This is a genomic window from Catellatospora bangladeshensis (genome assembly GCF_016862575.1).
Classification (GTDB): domain Bacteria; phylum Actinomycetota; class Actinomycetes; order Mycobacteriales; family Micromonosporaceae; genus Catellatospora; species Catellatospora bangladeshensis.
The window spans coordinates 19,504-36,621 of sequence record NZ_BONF01000028.1 but is presented as its reverse complement, the minus strand read 5'-3'; the positions used below and the strand labels follow the sequence as shown (position 1 = coordinate 36,621).

11 protein-coding genes and 1 pseudogene are annotated in these 17,118 nt (G+C 73.9%); 2 read left to right on the top strand and 10 right to left on the bottom strand.

Annotation, left to right across the window (positions count from 1 at the left end):
- Window positions 1-104: 104 nt before the first annotated feature.
- Window positions 105-1,037, bottom strand: coding sequence for a DMT family transporter (locus Cba03nite_RS22995; RefSeq protein ID WP_203749883.1), 933 nt, complete (start codon window positions 1,035-1,037; stop codon window positions 105-107).
- Window positions 1,038-1,107: 70 nt separating this feature from the next.
- Here Cba03nite_RS22995 and Cba03nite_RS22990 point away from each other — a divergent pair, with 70 nt between their 5' ends.
- The gene (locus tag Cba03nite_RS22990) at window positions 1,108-2,019 is read left to right on the top strand and encodes a LysR family transcriptional regulator (RefSeq protein WP_203749881.1); all 912 of its coding nucleotides are present in this window, start codon (window positions 1,108-1,110) and stop codon (window positions 2,017-2,019) included.
- On the opposite strand, the gene Cba03nite_RS22985 is transcribed toward Cba03nite_RS22990, so the two are convergent.
- The 4 genes and pseudogenes from Cba03nite_RS22985 to Cba03nite_RS39965 all read right to left on the bottom strand — a co-directional run.
- The gene (locus Cba03nite_RS22985) at window positions 2,020-4,737 is read right to left on the bottom strand and encodes a PQQ-dependent sugar dehydrogenase (RefSeq protein WP_203749879.1); all 2,718 of its coding nucleotides are present in this window, start codon (window positions 4,735-4,737) and stop codon (window positions 2,020-2,022) included. It lies immediately after the preceding gene.
- A gap of 246 nt (window positions 4,738-4,983) precedes the next feature.
- A complete protein-coding gene (locus Cba03nite_RS22980; protein WP_203749876.1) occupies window positions 4,984-6,867 on the bottom strand; it encodes a cellulase family glycosylhydrolase in 1,884 nt (627 codons plus the stop codon).
- Window positions 6,868-7,068: 201 nt separating this feature from the next.
- Window positions 7,069-8,223: a saccharopine dehydrogenase family protein gene (locus tag Cba03nite_RS22975; RefSeq protein WP_239125973.1), complete on the bottom strand. Its 1,155-nt coding sequence runs from the start codon at window positions 8,221-8,223 to the stop codon at window positions 7,069-7,071.
- A 726-nt stretch (window positions 8,224-8,949) separates the two neighbouring features.
- A pseudogene (locus tag Cba03nite_RS39965) lies at window positions 8,950-9,330 on the bottom strand (metallophosphoesterase); the annotation flags it as partial.
- A gap of 121 nt (window positions 9,331-9,451) precedes the next feature.
- Between Cba03nite_RS39965 and Cba03nite_RS22965 the strand changes: the two are divergent.
- On the top strand, window positions 9,452-12,289 hold the full coding sequence (locus tag Cba03nite_RS22965) for a helix-turn-helix transcriptional regulator (protein ID WP_203749873.1): 2,838 nt from the start codon (window positions 9,452-9,454) through the stop codon (window positions 12,287-12,289).
- 472 nt (window positions 12,290-12,761) lie between these two features.
- On the opposite strand, the gene Cba03nite_RS22960 is transcribed toward Cba03nite_RS22965, so the two are convergent.
- The 5 genes from Cba03nite_RS22960 to Cba03nite_RS22940 form a co-directional block, all read right to left on the bottom strand.
- Window positions 12,762-13,610, bottom strand: coding sequence for an AbfB domain-containing protein (locus Cba03nite_RS22960; RefSeq protein WP_203749870.1), 849 nt, complete (start codon window positions 13,608-13,610; stop codon window positions 12,762-12,764).
- A gap of 148 nt (window positions 13,611-13,758) precedes the next feature.
- Window positions 13,759-14,502 carry a YidC/Oxa1 family membrane protein insertase gene (locus Cba03nite_RS22955; protein ID WP_203749867.1) on the bottom strand — a complete coding sequence of 248 codons (744 nt, stop codon included), beginning with the start codon at window positions 14,500-14,502 and terminating at the stop codon, window positions 13,759-13,761.
- Between the two features lie 99 nt (window positions 14,503-14,601).
- The gene (locus Cba03nite_RS22950) at window positions 14,602-14,901 is read right to left on the bottom strand and encodes a DUF6412 domain-containing protein (protein WP_239125972.1); all 300 of its coding nucleotides are present in this window, start codon (window positions 14,899-14,901) and stop codon (window positions 14,602-14,604) included.
- 368 nt (window positions 14,902-15,269) lie between these two features.
- Window positions 15,270-16,037: a putative protein N(5)-glutamine methyltransferase gene (locus tag Cba03nite_RS22945; RefSeq protein ID WP_203749864.1), complete on the bottom strand. Its 768-nt coding sequence runs from the start codon at window positions 16,035-16,037 to the stop codon at window positions 15,270-15,272.
- Window positions 16,038-16,147: 110 nt separating this feature from the next.
- Entirely contained in the window at window positions 16,148-17,089 is a 942-nt protein-coding gene (locus tag Cba03nite_RS22940) for a S41 family peptidase (RefSeq protein ID WP_203749862.1), read from the bottom strand.
- Between the last annotated feature and the right edge of the window lie 29 nt (window positions 17,090-17,118).

The following is a 17,118-nucleotide window of genomic DNA, read 5'->3' as shown; positions in this document are numbered from 1 at the left end:
CACGGCTCGGCGGTGTGTCCTGGCCACAGCCTCCTGATCGACTCCACGTTCGAAGTCGATCAGGAGGCTGTGGACGCGACACGCCGTTCAGCCGTGCCATAAGTTCATGATCGACCGGCGAGGGCGGCGCGCGGGGCCGCGGTGGGCGGGGTCGCCGCGGGGGCCGGCGGGGTCGGGGTGGGTTTGCGGGTGGCCAGGTAGGAGCCGGCGAGGATCAGGGCGAAGCCGAGGACCGTGGCGGGGCTGAGGGGTTCGCCGAGCAGGGCCACGCCGAGGGCTACCGAGACCGCGGGGCTGGTGTAGGAGACCAGTGAGGCGGAGGCGGCGCCGGACAGGGCGATCAGCCGGTAGTAGACCATGAAGGCCAGCGCGGTGCTGAGCAGGCCGAGCACCAGCACGCTGGCGGCGGCGTCCCAGCCGGGCAGCGCGGCGGGTGCGGTGAGCAGGCCCGCGGACAGCAGCAGCACGCTGGCGATGCCGGTGGTCCCGGCGACCACGCCCAGCGGGGGCACGTCCGCCAGCTTCTTCCGGACCAGCATGGTGGCTCCGGCGTAAGACAGCCCGGCGAGCAGCACCAGGCCGCCGCCGGCCAGCTCCAGGCGGTCGCCGCCGCCGAGGTCGAAGCCGACGACGGCGGCCACCCCGGCCAGCCCGGCGAACAGGCCGAGCAGCTTGCGGGCGCCGGCCCGCTCGGTGGCGTCGAAGCGCAGCGCCAGCAGCACGATGAACAGCGGCTGCCCCGCCAGCAGCAGCGCGGTCAGCGAGGAGCTGACGTGCAGCTCGCCGTACGTGATGAGCAGCTGCGGCGCGACCACGTGCAGCAGCGACAGCGCGCCGATCGCGGCCCACCTGCCGCGCAGCCTGGCCAGCGCGCCGCGGCGGTAGGCGAACGGGAGCAGCACGAGCGCCGCGACCAGGGTCCGTCCCAGTACGACCATCGGCGGTGACAGCTCCGTCAGCGCGATCTTGATGAACAGGTACGGGATGCCCCAGAGCACCGACATCGCGGCCAGGAGGAGCCAGGCTTGACGCTTCATGTGAAGAGCCTCGCGCGCTAGGGTTGTTAGCGGTAGTGATGAACTGCTTACTCGGCTTGAAGAGGTCCTAATGATCGACTTGCAGCGGCTGCGCATCCTGCGCGAGGTCGCCGAGCACGGCAGCTTCAGCGGCGCGGCGCAGGCGCTGCTGCTCACCCCGTCGGCGGTGTCCCAGCAGATCGCCGCGCTGGAGCGCAGCCTGGGCACACCCGTGGTCGAGCGGACCACGCGCGGCACCACGCTGACCGCCCCGGGCCGGGTCCTCGTCGAGTCGGCCGGGGTGGTGCTGGCCGAGCTGGTGCACGCGCAGCAGCGGATCAGCCGGCTGGCCGAGGGCGAGGCCGAGCGGCTCACCGTGGCCACCTTCATCAGCGGCGGCCAGCTGCTGCTGCCCCGGGCGCTGACCGGCTTCGCCGCCGCGCACCCGCGCGCCGAGATCACCGTGCTGGAGGCCGAGACCGGGGACAGCCTGGCCCTGGTCCGGGAGGGACGGGCCGACCTGGCGCTGGTGTACCACTTCGACGGCCCGCCGCCGGTCCGGGCGGGCGACCGGTCGGGGCTGGCGCTCACCCCGCTGCTGGACGATCCGATGCGGATCGTGGTGCCCGCCGCGCATCCGCTGGCCGGGCGCGGCGAGATCGACCTGGCCGACCTGGCCGGGGAGCGCTGGGTGCAGGGCTGCGTATCCGTCGGCGACCTGCTGGACGGTTACGCGGCCATCGCCGGGTTCGAGGCGAACGTCTGCTGCCGGACCACCGACTACGGCTTCGCGGTGTCGTTGATCGCGGCCGGGGTCGGCATCGGGCTCATCCCGTCGGTGTCGCTGACCGCGCCCCCGGCCGGGGTGTCCGTGCTGGCCCTGCGCGCGCCCGCGCCCAGCCGCTACATCAGCCTGGTGACCCGTCAGGGCAGGCAGCAGCCCCTGGTCCAGAACCTGGTCCAGGGGCTGCTCGCGGTGCCCGGGGAGATGGGCCTCGCGTGACTACTTGGCGACGGCCACCAGCGAGATGTCGTCGTTGAGGTCGGCGCCGGTGTACTTGTGGTCCCCGGCCGCGAAGTAGCGGCACGGGCTGACGTTCACGTCGGGCTTGGTGTGGTCGTGGCGGCACACCACGGCCCGGTGGTCGGCGGCCACCTTCAGCGAGCTGATCTTGTCGTTGCCGACCGGGCCGAGTTCGGTCGCGCCGTACACGCCGATGCCGTACTTGTTGGACACGCCCTTGAAGTCGCGGTCGCGGTAGACGGTCATCCGCGCGCCGTTGCTCGGGCCGGCGAGCACCGTGATCAGCGACGCGGTGTTGTCCACCGGCGTGCCCTGCAGGTTGTGCACGCCCTCCCGGTACTGCCGGCACGGGCCGAGGTCGCCCTTGTTCTTGGCGAACTTGCTGTCGTTGTTGCAGATCAGCACCCGGTAGCCGGCCTCGACCCGGAACGAGGTGATCGCGTCGTTGCCGACCACGCTGAACTGGCCGCGCACCGCCTCGTAGATGCCCGGCGTGTAACGCTGGCTGTTGCCCTTGAGCCCGGCCTCGCTGAACATGGTCACCGCCGGGCCGCCGACCGCGATCAGGTGGATGTTGTCGCTGAAGCTGTCGCCCAGCGTGACGTGCTCACCCGCGTCATAGAAGCGGCACGGGCCGACCTGGCCGCTGTTGACTCCGGCGGCGCGGTCGTGCTGGCAGACCACCGCCTGGTAGCCGGGGTCGATCTTCAGCGAGCTGGTCGCGTCGTCGACGTCGGGCAGCTCGCCGGCGCTCACCTCGTAGCCGCCGACACCCAGCGGCTGGTCCGCCCCCTCGAAGTCCGCGTCGCGGTACGCGGTCACGCCGGAGCCGTTCTTGGCCGCCGCCGACATGACCGTGACCAGCGAGGTCTTGTCGTTGAGATCGGCGCCCACGTACTGGTGCTGGCCGGGGCCGTAGTAGCGGCACAGGCCCAGGTTCAGGGCGTTGGTGCGCCCGGCGGCGCTGTCGTCCTGGCAGATCACCACGCGGTAGCCGGGGCCGACCTTCAGCGAGCTCATCTTGTCGCCGCCGACCGAGCCCAGCCCGCCCTTGCTCGCGTCGTGCACGCCCGCGCCCAGCGCCTGGAAGGAGCCCTTGAAGTCGCGGTCGCCGTAGATGGTGACGCCCGAGGTGGACTGCGTCGGCGCGTACCGCACCCGGTAGATCTTCGCGCCGGACTTGGTGGGGTCGGTGCCGGAGTCGGCGTAGAGGCCGCTGAAGTAGAGCCCGTCGGGGCCCGACGCGATGCCGGCCACCGTGGTCTTGCCGCTGCCGTTGTACTCGATCAGCGTCTTCGGCGCGGTCACCGAGCCGTCGGCGTTGAACCCGAAGTCGACGATCCGCTTGCCGTCGGTCTGCGGGCCGGTCGCGTAGGTGGGCCCGCTGGTGGTGACGAAGCCGTGGCCCCACTTGTCCTCGGGGAACCCCGACGCGTGGTGCACGCTGGGCTCGGTGAACGCGATGTTGACGGGAGCGACGGTGTCCTCCCAGGTGTAGAGGGCGTTCTTCTTGGTGTCGCCGACGTCGCCGTCCCAGCCGTAGTCGGTCCCCCGGGTCACCCGGGCGAACCGGTCGTTGGCGCCGCCGCCGTTCTCCACCTCGTAGAGCTGCTTGTCGCTGGCGCGCCACGCGCCGCCGAACGGGTTGCGGAAGCCGTACGCGTAGATGTAGTCGTGTGAGTCGATGCCGTCGGATGCCTTGTAGAACGGGTTGTCCGAGGGAGCCGAACCGTCCAGGTTCATCCGGAGGACCTTGCCGCGGTAGGAGTTCATGTCCCGCGCCCGCGCCGGCTCCATGCCGTCGCCCATGTGCACGTAGAGCTTGCCGTCCGGCCCGATGCTGAGGTTCGAGATCTGGTGGGAGGCGCTCTGCGGCTCGTCGTCGAGGTCGATGATGGTCTTCTTCGTCGCCGCGGTCTTGCCGCCGTCCGTGCTGTGGAAGCGGACGACCTTGGGGTAGAAGTTGCCCCCGTCCTTGTAGACCATGGACGCGAACAGGTCGCCGCTCTCCGGCTCGATCACCAGACCGGTGACACCCATCTCCCCGCTGCCGGGGAAGGCGCCGGTGGGATCGAAGTTGAGCAGGTCGTCCTCGTAGGTGCCGACCGAGTAGTCGCCCTTGACCACCTTGATCTTGCCGTACAGCTCGGTCACGTAGAACATCGGCTTGCTGGCGTCGAGCGCGTGGCCCGGCGCCATGGCGATGTTGACCGGGAGCTGGAAGCCGCCGGCCACCTCCTCGACCTTGTAACCGTCCTGCTTGACCACCCACTGCGAAGCGCCGGGCAGCGGCTTCTTCTCCTGCGCGGTGCGGAACGGCCGCTCCGACCAGTCGCTCCACTCGTCGTCGCCGCTGCTGCTCTTGTAGCGCACCCGCAGCTGGTAGTCCTTCTCCGGGATCAGGTCCTTGCGGCCGGTGTGCGAGTTCTCGAACACGCCGTCGCCGAGGTGGATGTGGTAGCGCAGCACACCGCCGGTGCAGCCGCTGGCCCAGACCCGCTCGCCGCCGGTGGTGATCTCCCACTCGCTGCACAGGTGCTGGTCGCCGTCGGGGTCGCTGAACGGAGCCGACTCCATGTGCACGTCGGCGGCGCTGACCATCGCACCGTCCGCGACGGGCTCCGTGATGACCGGGGCGTTCGGCGGTGCGGCCTCCGCGGGCAGGCCGGACACCGCCATCGTGAGAATTCCTGACATCAGCGCCGCACCGACGGGCAGCGATCTCCGATGACCCATAGCGTGAAATGCCCTCCAGCTCGTGTGGTGTCGCTGACAGTGCGCCAGGCTAACGACCCGAAGTGAGAAATCACGCTTTTACACGCTGATGCCTCCAAATAAGCCTCAATTTCCCCAATAAGCGTGGAGACGGCATCAGCCGGGAACTGAACAGCTCCGCCCGGAACCGCATCGCGCGATCCCGGGCGGAGCCGCAGATCAAAGGCGTCAGCTGCGGGTACAGGTCAGCGCCGGCACCGCGTTGGTGGAGTTGTTCCAGGTCGCCGTGAACCCGAACGTGGTGCTCGCGTTCGGGCCGAGGCTGCCGTTGTACGGCATGTTGCGCGCGGTGTGGCTCGCGCCGCTGGCGGTGTCCTGCGCGCTCCAGATCTGGGTGATCGTCTGTCCGTTGGCGAACGTCCAGCTCACCGCCCAGCTCGTGCTGGCGGTGCTGCCGTTGGTCACGGTCACCCCCGCCTGGAAGCCGCCCGGCCACTGGTTGGTGACGGTGTAGGTCGCCGTGCAGCCGCCGGTGCCGCCGCCCGAGGTGGTCACGCTGACCGTGGCGGAGCGGGTGGAACGGTTGCCCGCGGCGTCCTTCGCGTACACCGCCAGGGTGTACTGCGTGCTCGCGGACAGCCCGGTCAGCGACGCCGAGTTCGTGCTCGGCGAGGCCAGCACGGTCTCCGTCGAACCTGACACCCGCACCACGTCGTAGCCGGTCACGCCCACATTGTCCGTGGACGCGGCCCAGGACAGCGAAAGCGAGGACGAGGTCACGTTCGACGCGGTCGGCGTCCCGGGCGTGGTCGGCGCCTGGGTGTCACCGCCGCCGCCCGAGGTGGTCACGCTGACCGTGTTCGAGCGGGTGGAACGGTTGCCCGCGGCGTCCTTCGCGTACACCGCCAGGGTGTACTGCGTGCTCGCGGACAGCCCGGTCAGCGACGCCGAGTTCGTGCTCGGCGAGGCCAGCAGGGTCTCCGTCGAACCCGACACCCGGACGACGTCGTAGCCGGTCACGCCGACGTTGTCGGTCGACGCGGTCCAGGACAGCGACAGCGAGGACGAGGTCACGTTGGACGCGGTCGGCGTGCCCGGCGTGGTCGGCGCCTGCGTGTCGCCGCTGGTGTTGTAGATGGTGGCCTGCGTGGACGTGGTGGACAGGCCGTTCGCGCCGGTGATGTAGCGGTTGCCCCAGGTGCTGCGCTGGGCCGGGTTGAAGCTCGTCACCATGTCGAGGTACTCGACGCCGCCGCCGTTGCCGCTCCACGACCAGCCCATGTTGCCGATGCCGGCACTCTGGGTCTTGGCCATGATGGTGTCCTCGTCGGGGTTGCCGTCGGAGTGCATGTCGCCGAACTCGCACACGCACAGCGCCAGGTTGCGGCTGGTGAACGAGTCGACGTAAGCGGTCACCTCGGCGGCGGTGTCGAACACGCCGTACATGTGCACGCTGAAGATGGTGTTGCCGGTGGTGTCGGCGGCCAGCACGCTCGGCGCGTTGTCGCGCATGGTGAACGACCAGTCCTGGCCCCAGTTGGGCGCGTCCACCATGATGGTGTGCTGGAACCCGGCGTTGCGCAGCCGCTGGATGGCGCTCTTGGTGGCGTCGGTCCAGTTCGGGGTGACCGCGTTGTTGCCGATCGGCTCGTTGCCGATGTTCAGGATGACGTAGTTCTCCTGGCCGGTCAGCGCGGACTGGATGCTGATCCAGTAGTTGACCGCGGTGTCCAGGCTGACCGCGCCGCCCTGCTCGCCGAAGCCGGTGGTGTCGTGGTTCTCCAGCACGCAGATGAGCTTGTTCGCCTTGCACAGCGAGATGACGTTGGCGACGTCGGAGGCGGTGTTGGTGGTCCACCGGCCGCCGGACAGCACGACCCGGACCGAGTTCGCCCCGGCCGCCTTGATGTTGGCGAACGAGCTGGTCTGGGTGGCGTACCAGGCGTGCGGGTGGTTGATGCCGCGCAGCTTCAGCGCGGTGCCGTTGGCCTCGACCAGCTTGCCGTTGCTGACGCGGATGCCGGTGGCGGCCTGCGCGGGCTGGCTGAAGGCCACCAGGGACGCGGCGAGCGCCAGCAGGGACGCAGCCGCCAGCGCGATCTTGCGTTTCATGTTCACCTCGGAAGGGAGCGGGGCCCGGCGGCACGGCCGACGGGGGGACGGACACGAGGAACTCCAGTGACGCAGCCCGAACGAAGCCCGGCTCCCTACAGCGTCGGCATCAGCATAGGTGGATGCCACGATGGACGCAACCGGTTAAGGTGCGGCCGCCACGTAGTGATCGCGTCACCAGGCGTTAGTGGCTGAACCGGTTCACTCCACCGAGCGCACGTCGAACCGGATGCCCGCCCGCACCAGCCGCGCCGTGAGCGCGTCGCCCATCGCCGCCGCCGTGGTGACCTGCCCGGCCGTCGCCGGCAGCGGATCCAGCGCCAGGCACAGCGCCGACTCGGCCAGCATCTTCGCCGTCTCGCCGTAGCCGGGGTCGCCGCCGGACACCTCCGTCACCACCCGCCGGCCACCGCCCTCCCCCGCGAACACCGCCCGGAACCAGCTCCGCGCCCGCCGCTGCTCGCTCGGGCCGCTGCCGCCCGGCAGCCGCCGCATCAGCCGGCGCCGCACCGGCCCCAGCTGCGCCAGCACGAACAGCACCACCGCCCCCGCGAGCGCCGCCACCACGACCGGCAGCCGCTTCACCGCGGCGCTGTGGGTGTACGCGAAATCCGGCCCGTACCGGGCCAGCGCCGCCGCCGAGCGGCCCACCACCTGCGGGTCCACCGTGGGCAGGGGCACCGCCCAGCCGCCCGCGGCCGGAGCGCGGCGAATCCGGCCGAGCGGCGTGCGGACGCGCCTGCCCTCCGGACGCGGGTCCACCGCCCGCCGTTCCCGGGCAGCCCGCGCCGTCTGGCGCCGCCGCGAGAACGCGAGCAGCGCCGAGGCCAGCGTCCCGCCGGAGATCGTGCCGCCCGCCCGCACGAAGCCGTCCACCCGGATCGGGGCGTCCTCCGGCAGCTCCCTGACGGTCAGGTATACGCCCAGGTCGTGCGGCACCGAGTCGAAGCCGCACGCGTGCACCAGCCGCGCCCCGGTGCGTACCGCCTCCGCGTGGTGCCGCACGTACATCAGGTCGATGAACTCGGGCTCGCCGGTCAGGTCCACATAGTCCGTGCCCGCCGCCGCACATGCCGCGACCAGCGGCTCGCCGTGCAGCACGTACGGGCCCACCGTGCTGACGACCACCCGGGCCGAGGCCGCCAGCCCCCGCAGCGACGCCGCGTCACCGGCGTCGGCCCGCAGCAGCGGCAGCTCCGACAGCGCCGGGTCGAGCGCGGCCAGCCGCTCCCGCACCGCCGCCAGCCGGGCCGAATCCCGCCCCGCCAGCGCCCAGCGCAGCCCCGGCGGCACCTGCCCGGCCAGATACTCGGCGGTGAGTCCACCGGTGAACCCGGTCGCCCCGAACAGCACGATGTCGTACGCCCGAGCCGGGCGGCCCGCTCCCGCCCCGAGGCCGCCGGTCCGGGTCGCGGGCGCGCCGCCACGCTCGGCCACCTGCCCGGCTCCCCCGCCCGGACCGTCCGGCCGCACCGGGCCGCTGCCCGCCGCGCCGGGTGCTCCCGCGCCGGACGCGATCGTGTCGTGCCCCGACGCCATCCCGTCGGGTGCGAACGCCGGGCCGTCGTCGGACCGGGATCGCCCGCTACCCGGCACGGGCGCGCCATGGCCGCCCCCGCCGACCGTGGCCAGGACCGGCTCCGGGGCGGCGAACAGCACCGCCGCGCCGTCAAGGGTCAGCGGGGACCACTTCGGCGCGCCCTGGCGGCCGTGCTTCGGGTCCACGCCGATCAGCACCCGGCCGCCCGCGCGCACCCGCACGTGGCGCGCCTCCCAGTCCACCGTCGCCCGCTGGCGCACCCGGCCTGAGCAGCGCCAGCTCCGGTCACGGAAGCCGACGATCGAGGAGTGGCCGTGGATCTGGCCGAACGGCACGAAGCCGCCCTCGGCGTAGTGGGCCAGCCAGCCCGCGTACAGCTCGGATCCGGCCTCGGCCCACAGCGGCCCGGACTCGCCGTCGGCGCCGGTGTGGAACCCGCGCCACAGCAGCGGCTCCGGCCGCTCGTTCAGCAGCCGCGCGGCGGCCGCGGCGGTGGCCGGCTCCCCCAGCTCACGCCAGCAATAGGGGGTCAGGCCCGCGTGGCTGATGAGGTGGTCGTCGCCCGCGGCGTCGCGCACCGCCGCCGCGATCCGCAGCCTGCCATCGTCCCACCAGCCGCGCAGCAGCGCCGCGTCCTGCTTGGACAGCCGCTCGGGGTAGAACCGGTCGCCGCCGGGCACGTACTGCGACTCGTGGTTGCCCATGAGCTGGATCCACTGCTCGGGCTGCTCGTCGAGGCGCTCGCGCACGATCCGCAGCACGCCGGAGCTGTCCGGCCCGCGGTCGACGAGGTCACCGACCTGCACCACGGTCAGGTCCGGCGGCAGGCGCAGGTCCCGGCGCCGCGCCCCGGCGGCGAGCAGCGCCGCGCCGAGCTGGTCGGAGCAGCCGCCCACGTCGCCGATGACGATGACCCGGCCCATACCGCGCCTCCCTCGATGTGCAAGCGCCGCAAGACTATCCGCGACACGCCGGTGCCCGCCTGACGGGATCTTCACAACGTACGACTTGGCGCTCGTGCGGTAGTGCGGCGAAGATACGGACGTGCAGACAGAGCGATCGTTCGTCGGGCGCGGCAAGACTCTGCAACGATTCCTCAGCACCGTGGCCCACCCGCCCTCCGTGCTGCTGCTGTCCGGCGAGGCGGGCAGCGGCAAGACCCGGCTGATCGACGAGTGGCGCCGGCGGGCGACCGGTCCCGTGCTGGTCGCCGCGTGCCCGCCGATCCGCCCGCCGCTGCCGCTGGCCGCGGTCACCGGCCTGCTGCTGGCCGCCGGGCCGCACCTGGGCCCCGCCGGCAGCCTGAACCCGCTGCTGGGCGCGCTGCGGCCGCTGCTGCCCGAGCTGGCCGACCGGCTGCCCGACGCGCTGCCCGCCCCCGCCGACCCGGCCGGGGAGCGCCACCGGACGCTGCGGGCGATCCGGGCGCTGCTGGCCTCGCTCGGACCGGTCACCCTGGTCGTCGAGGACCTCCAGTGGATCGACGCCGAGTCGCGCGACCTGCTGTCGCTGCTGCTGGCCGCCCCGCTGCCCGAGGCCGCCCTGGTGCTGTCCTACCGCCCGGAGGAGCTGGCGGTGCCCGGCCTGCCGCTGGGCGGCTCCACCGCGTACGCCCCCGGCCTGCGCACCGACGCCCTGTCGCTGGAGCCGCTGCCGCCGGACGAGGTACGGGTGCTCATCCGGCAGGCCCGCCGCCAGGAGCCGCCCGCCGAGTTCACCGCCCGGCTGACCGCCGCCACGGGCGGGGTGCCCCGGGTCATCGAGGACGTGCTCGACCAGCTGCGGGTGCTCGGCGACGACACGGACGGGTTCGGCGGCGCCCGGTTCGCCCCGCCCGCCCGGCTGCGCGAGCTGACCACCGCCCGGGTCGCGGCGCTGTCCGCCGAGGGCCGCCGCGTCGCCGAGGCCGCGGCCGTGCTGGACGAGCCCGCCGCCGAGGAGCAGCTGTGCGAGGTGTCCGGGCTGGACCTCGCCGACGGCCGCCATGCGCTGATGGAGGTGCTGGCCGGGGCGGTGCTCAGCGAGACCGCCGACGGCCGCTACGGCTACCGCATCCCGCTGGCCGCCCGCGCGGTGTACGACAACCTGCCCGGCCCCTGGCGCCGCGAGCTGCACGCCCGTGCCGCGCACACGCTGGCCCACGCCACCGCGGGCGCGCCGCTGGCCCGGCTGGCCCACCACCACCGCCGCTCCGGCCGGCACGAGGCCTGGATGCGCCACGCCGAGACGGCCGCCGAGCGCTACATCGCCGAGGGCGACAACGAGGCCGCGATCGCGCAGCTCGAGGACGTGCTCGCCGACCAGACGGTGCCCCGCGACGTGCGCACCCGGCTCACCATCCGGCTGGCGCAGACCGCCGAGGTCGGCCGCCGCTCCGACCAGACCGTCGCGCTGCTGCGCCGCATCCTGGCCGACGACCGCCTGCCCCTGGCGGCCCGCGGCGAGCTGCGGCTCAAGCTGGGCCTGGTGCTGATGAACCAGGCCGGGGAGTACGTCGAGGGCGCGGGTGAGGTGGAGCAGGCGGTCGAGGAGCTGCACGAGCGGCCCGCGCTGGCGGCCCGCGCCATGGCCGTACTGTCCTGGCCGGTGCTGCACGGCTTCTCCTTCGCCGAGCACCTGAGCTGGCTGGAGCGGGCCGAGGCGGCCGCCGACGCCTGCGACGACGCGGCCATCAAGATGGCGGTGCTGGCCAACCGGGCCACCCTGCTGATGAACCTCGGCGACGCCGCCGCGTGGACCGCCGCGCAGCGCATGTCCGCCGTGGGCGACTCGACGCTGGCCATCCGCCAGCAGGTCGCGCGCGGCCTGCAGAACCTCGCCGACGCCACCATGCTGCTGGGCCGCCATCGCGCCGCCGAGGACTACCTGCGCCAGGCGACCGAGCTGGCCGAGCAGGTCGGCGCGTCGGTCACCCAGACCACCGCCCGCTGCACCCGGCTGCGCCTGGACTGGGCCATGGGCCGCTGGCCGGGCCTGGCCGACCGGGCCGCCGAGTTCACCGGGCCGGACGGGCCGACCACCGAGGTCGAGGGGCACCTGGTCGTCGGGCAGCTGGCGATGGCCCGCGGCGACTGGGAGGCCGCCGAGCAGTCGCTGCACGCCGCCGGGCTGTCCGCGCCGCAGACCAGCACCGTGCCCGTGGTCGCCGCCGCGGCCGGGGCGTACCTGCGCGTGCTGACCGCCCGCGGCCAGCTCGACGAGGCGGTCGTGGTGGCGCGCCAGGCGCTGGCCCGGGTGCGCGCCAAGAACGTGTGGAACTGGGCCGCCGAGCTGGCGCCGTACGCGGTGCAGGTGCTCGCCCAGTCCGGCGCGCTGGAGGAGGCCGGGCAGGTCGCCGAGGAGTTCGCCGAGGGCATGCGCGGGCTGGAGTCGCCGCTGGCCGAGGCGGCGCTGGAGCTGAGCCGGGCCCACCTGTGCGCCGCCGAGGGCCGGCCCGCCGAGGCCGCCGTCCACTTCGCCGCCGCCGCCAAGGGGTTCGAGGCGCAGCCGCGCCCGTACGAGGCGGCGCAGGCCGAGGAGGGCCGGGCGCGCTGCGAGCTGCTCCTGCGGCCCGGCGACCCGGACGCGCTCGCGGTGCTGGCCGCGGCGGGCGGGGTGTACACGGGGCTCGGCGCGGGCTGGGATGCCGCGCGCTGCCAGCACACGCTGCGCGAGCACGGCGTCGTGCCGCGTGGCGGGCGCCCCGGCTACGGCGGCGGGCTGACTCCGCGCGAGCGCGAGGTGGCCCGGCTGGCCGCGCAGGGCCGCACCAACCGCGAGATCGCGCAGATGCTGTTCCTGTCGCCGCGCACCGTCGAGCAGCACGTGGCCCGCTCGCTGCACAAACTCGGGGTCCATTCGCGGGCCGAGCTGGCGGGCGTGGAACTGGACCTGCCCGGCTGACGGCGCGGCGCTGAGCGGCCTCCGGAGCCGTCGCCGGCGCCGGAGGCCACCTCCTCCCCAGGCCCCGCCGCCCGCCCTGGCACTGACGTAGCGACGGTGGATCGAGCCTGTTGGTCGTGCAGGTGGCGAGGGAGCGACGATCGGTCACTCCCCCGCCTCAGGGTCGTGTGCCGCCAGCTCTGGATAACGGCGCACCTCCCTGCCACACCGCTCCTGCGAGCGCTGGACGCGGCCGGTGGTGACCGGCCGGTACCGCAAACCGTTCTGGCACCTCCGACGGGGTCGATTCCACCCAGCGGCACGGAGTCTGGCTCACGTGCCGCTGGGGAGTCTCCGGCGGCGCCTGGGTGGTCCACCCATGCCCATAACGATCGTCGAACCGGCCGGGAGCGACAATCCGTAGAGCGCTACGTAGCCATACGCAAACAACCGCCCGCAGCTACGTACGGGCTGCACAGACCACGTATACGGGTCACCCCCAGGGTGACGTGACCACGAACGAGCACTCGCGCCGGAAGTCGTCGCGGTCGCGCCAGCGGTCGATCCACAGCTCGTCGCCGCGCAGGTGTACGTAGTAGCCGCGGTAGTTGTAGGACTCCAGGTACACCGAGCCCGGCAGCCCGCCCTGGCGCACGCAGAACGTCGCGTCCTCGCGGAACAGCCGCGAGCCGTCGTAGCGGTCGTGGTGGATCCGGTAGTCGCGGTGGCGCAGGTAGCCGCCGTCCGACCCGGCGAACGAGAAGCACTTGGCGTCGGCCAGACCCGCCACCACGGTGAACGTCGCCGCCAGCCGCACCTCGCCGGAGCTGCTCGTGTTGACGCTGACCAGCCCGGCGTCGCCGTTGTTCTGCCGTACGTAGCGGTCGGGCGACCAGGCCGCGCGCAGCGAGCGCCGCCCGCCGGCCTCCAGCGCGGCCGCGCTCGGCGACGGGGCCAGGGCCGGGCTGCCCGTGGCCGAGGCCGACGGCAGCGGCGCCGGGCTGGACGGGCGCGGCCCCGGCTCGCGCGGCGGCGTCCACGCCTGCGTGTCCGGCGTCGGGCTGGCCTCCCCGAAGCCGTCCGCGTAGCTCTCGCCGCCGACGGTGGCCAGGGTCAGCGGCGGCACCGGGGCCTGCGCGGCGGGCCGGGCCAGCGCCCAGCCGGTCGCGGCCGTGCTCAGCACCACGGTCGCCGCCGCGACGATGACGACCGGCCGCCGCGACCGCCGCCCGGCCGCCCGCTGCGGCTCCCGCTCCTGCGCCGCCAGCTCCTCGACGGTCTCGGGCAGGATCCTGGGCAGGATCGCCGTGTGGTCTTCCTCGTTCAGCCGGTGCCTACTCACGATGTGGGACGGTACCGACACCCCTCGCCGCCCGCGATCGGCTGTCCGACCGAAACCCATGGCAGCTTGCTGCCATCTGAAAGGAAGGGCACCTTCTTAACGCTATGCGTAGAAGAAGGTGCCCTTCTTAACCCCTCGCCGTAACGGGTTAGGCGGGCGCGGGGCCCGCCTCCGCCACGGCGGCCTGCCGCCGGGCAGGCAGACCTCGCCTGAGCAGCGTGTTCTCGGCCAGCGTCCAGGCCGTCGAGGTGGCCAGGTAGAGCAGCGCCGCCAGCGGCAGCACCGCCGCGCTGATCAGGATGAAATACGGCAGCACCCGGGGCAGCGCCGCGAGCAGCCCCGTCGGCGGCTGCTCCTGCAGAGCGGCCAGCCGCACGGCCCGCCGTGACGTGCCCCACGCCACCGCCGCCAGCACCGCGACCAGCCCGCCGAACACCAGCAGGTGCGACGCCGTGCCGCCCGCCGGGGCGAACAGGTGCACGCTCAGCGGCACCCCGGCCAGGGTGCTGTCCAGCAGCGTGTTGGGCCGCCCGGCCACCTCCGGGCTCACGAACAGGTGGTAGAGCAGCAGGAACACCGGCGCCTGGAGCAGCATCGGCAGCAGCCCGGCCAGCGGCGAGACGCCCGCCTCCCGGTGCAGCTCGGTGTACGCCTGCGCGAGCGCGACCCGGTCGTCGCCGTGCTCCTTGCGCAGCGCCACCAGCCGCGGCGCGAGCGCGGCACGGGCCCGCTCGCCGCGCACGGCGGCCCGGGTCAGCGGGTGCACCAGCAGGCGTACCAGCATCGTGACGGCGACCACGGCGGCGGCCGCGCCGCCCAGCGGAGCGAGCAGGGTGGACAGTTGGGTGACGGCGGCGTGGACGGCGCCGGTGAGCAGTGTGAAGTCGAACATGACGAATCCCTCTGACGGAGACGGCGACCCGGCCGGGCGCGCGACGCGTCACCGGCGGGATGGACGAGAACCGTGCGGCCCGCCCCGGCGTACGCCGGATCAGCAGGCCAGAGGGGTGAGCGAGGGTGCTCGGGGGCGGGGGCGGCCCGCCGCGTCGGGATCACGCTGGCGCAGCACACCCGTGCGCCGGGCCAGCTCCCGCAGCGCCGTGTCGAGCCCGGCCCGCCCGGCCGGCAGCGCGCCGAACCCGCACGCCGCGGCGACGGCCAGCGTGGAGACGAGCAGCAGCACCGCCGCGCCCGCGAGCACGCCGCCGAGCCCGGGCTGCTCCGCCGCGCCGGCTCCCGCACACAGCACGGCCAGCCACAGCATCACCGCCCACCGCGACGCACCCGTCATCCACACGCGCGCCACCGTACCCCCACCCCGCCACCCACCCCACGACCCGCGACCCCGCGCCCCGTGCCCCGTACCCCGGGCCGCGGGCCGCGCCAAGATCGTCCGACTTGCCTGGCAGATGGGGGTATGGCGGCTCAAGATACGCCCAGGTGCCAGGCAAGTCGGACGATCTTGGCGGCCGCACGCGCCGGACGCGCCGCACGGGCCGCAGGGGCGCGGGGCGGACGCGGGGCGCGAGGCGAGCGCGAGGCGAGGGCGGGGCGGACGAGCGGGCGCAGGGCGGGCGCGCGGGGCGGGCGCGGGGTGGGCGCGGGGGGCGGGCGCGCAGTGGGGTCGACGTGGGGTGGGGCGGAGGCCGCGGGGTGGGGTCAGGGGCGGGAGCCGAGGACGACGACGGCGCCGCGGTCGTCGTCGTGGACGAGGTGGGGCGTGAGGCCCGCTGCGGTGAAGAGGGCGCAGGCGGTGGGGGCCTGCTCGTCGCTGGTCTCCAGGAGCAGGTGGGCGCCGGGGGCGAGCCACTCGGCGGACCCGGCGAGCATGCGGCGCGCCACGTCGAGGCCGTCCGTGCCCCCGTCGAGGGCGACCGCGGGTTCGTGCAGCCGGGCCTCCGGCGGCATCAGGGCGATCTCGGACGTGGGCACGTACGGCACATTCACCACCAGCACGTCGATCCGGCCGCGCAGTTCGGCAGGCAGCGGGCCGTAGAGGTCGCCTTCGTACACCCGGCCGCCGAGCGGCTCGACGTTGCGCCGGGCGCAGCGCACCGCCGCCGGGTCGATGTCGGCCGCGTGCACCTCGACCCCGTCGTGACCGGCCAGCACCGCCGCCGCCGCGCCGGATCCGCAGCACAGGTCCAGCACCACCGCGCCCGGCCGCAGCAGCCGCGCCGCCTGCTCGACCAGCAGCTCGGTGCGACGGCGGGGCACGAACACGCCCGGCTCCACGACGATGCGCCGCCCGCAGAACTCGGCGAACCCGACGATGTGCTCCAGCGGCAGCCCGGCGACCCGCTGCGCCACCATCTCCGCCAGCTCGCCCGGCCCGTCCGCGACGGACAGCAGCAGGTCGGCTTCGTCCTCCGCGAACACGCAGCCCGCCGCCCGCAGCTCCGCGATCACGTCAGTACGCACGGGCAAAGGCTACGCCGCGCGGCGGGCACCACCGCGCCCCGCTGCCGCCCGGCGCGACCCGGCCCCACCGCCGCCCCGCCAGGACGCGGCTGGACCTCCGCCCGGCGCGACGCGGCTCAGCCGAGTTCGGCGAGCGCCTCGCGGGCCTCGTCGCGCACGATCGCGGACCCGGTGCTCGCCAGCACGTGCTCCAGCGCCGCGCGGTACGCGACCGGGTACGCCTGCTCGGCCGGGACGGCGAGGTCCGGCGTCACCCCGGTGCCCTCCCAGTTGGTGCCGGTCACCGGGTTGACCGAGCGTGCCGTCGGCACCCAGATCTGCAGCGTCGGGGTGATCGGGAACGCGTCGGTCGGGTGCGCGCCGCCCCGGGTCGTCTCGCCGACGAGGACCGCCCGCCCCTGCGCCTGCAGGTTGTAGCAGAGCTCCTCCCCTGCCGAGAAGGTGGATCCGCTGGTCAGCACGTACACCGGCCGGTCCAGGTAACGCTCGCCGGGCAGGTACGCCAGGCTCCAGTACTGCCGGGTGAGCCCGGTCGCGGCCGAGGTGATGCTGTTCAGATGGGTCTGCCCGTCGGGGAACAGGTAGCTGGTCCAGAAGATCACCCCGTCCGGCGATCCGCCCCGGTTGCGCCGCAGGTCGATGAGCAGCGCCTCGGTGTGCGACACCAGCTCCATCGCGGCCGCGATCGCCCGCCCGCCGCCCGCCGCCTCGGTGACCAGCCGCAGGTCCAGGTAGCCGATGTTGCCGCCGAGCCGCTCCACGCGGGCGATGCCGTGGTTGGACAGCCGCAGCCGCTCCCGCCACAGCTCCTGCGCGGCCTCGGCCGAGAGCGGCTCGTGCGGCTGCCCGTCGCGTACGGTCAGCCGCAGGTGCCGGTCGGCGCAGTGTGCCGCGAGCCGTGCCGTGAGCGCCTCGGCGAGGGCGGGTTCGTCCAGCCCGTCGTACTCCCCCGCGGCCAGCCGGTCCCGCACGTCGGCCGCGGCCGCCGCCGCGCGCTCCGGGAACACGTAGTGCTCGCACAGCAGCGCCACGGCGCGCTCGACTCGGGTGTGAGGCATGGCGCCCACCGTAGCGCCCCCGGCGGGGC